The sequence below is a fragment of the Thauera phenylacetica B4P genome (assembly GCF_000310225.1).
GTDB classification, from domain to species: domain Bacteria; phylum Pseudomonadota; class Gammaproteobacteria; order Burkholderiales; family Rhodocyclaceae; genus Thauera; species Thauera phenylacetica.
This window is the reverse complement of sequence record NZ_AMXF01000529.1, coordinates 1-826: the sequence shown is the minus strand read 5'-3', so window position 1 is coordinate 826 and position 826 is coordinate 1. Positions and strand designations below refer to the sequence as shown.

Annotated in this window: 1 protein-coding gene; it reads left to right on the top strand. The window is 74.8% G+C overall.

Translation table 11 applies throughout. The annotated features are described in order from the left end of the window. On the top strand, nucleotides 1-826 hold an 826-nt coding region (locus tag C667_RS23490), incomplete at both ends, for a type II secretion system F family protein (RefSeq protein WP_004391021.1).

The following is an 826-nucleotide window of genomic DNA, read 5'->3' as shown; positions in this document are numbered from 1 at the left end:
CGGCCTGCATCCGGTCGAGGTCATCGACCTCGGCCAGCAGGCCCGCACCGCCGCCGAGCGCCCGGGCTGGCTCGCCCGCGTGCAGGCGCGCCGCCGCCTGCCGGTAAACGCGCTCGCGCTGCTGTCGCGGCAGTGGGCGACCCTGCTCGCCGCCGGGCTCACCGTCGAGCACTCGCTGTCGGCGCTGATCGAGCAGGCCGAGAGCGAGCGCGTGCACGACACCCTGGCGGCGATCCGCTCCGACGTCGTCTCCGGCCACAGCCTGCGCATCGCGCTCGACCGCCACAGCGGCGCCTTCCCGCCGATCTACCGCGCAGCGATCGCCGCCGGCGAGCAGTCCGGCGAGCTCGCCGCGGTGATGAACCAGCTCGCCGACCACCTCGAGCGTGGCGCCGACCTGCAGCGCAAGACGATGCAGGCGCTGATCTATCCCGCCCTGGTGGCGGTGGTGGCGCTGCTGGTGGTGACCGGGCTGATGGTCTTCGTGGTGCCGCAGGTGGTGGGCGTGTTCGCGCAGAGCAAGCAGGCGCTGCCGCTGCTCACCCGCCTCATGATCGGGGTGTCGAACTTCATCCGCGACTGGGGCTGGCTCGCGCTCGCCGCGGGCGCCGCCGCCCTGCTCGGCGCGCTCGCGCTGCTGCGCGACGAGCGCATCCGCCACGCCTTCGACCGCCGCCTGCTCGCGCTGCCGGTGCTCGGTCGCCACCTGCGCAGCCTGGACGCCACCCGCTTCGCCAGCACGCTCGCCATCCTGGTGGGCAGCGGCGTACCGCTGCTCGCCGCGCTCGACGCCGCCGGCCGCGTGGTTCAGCGCCTGCCGATCCGC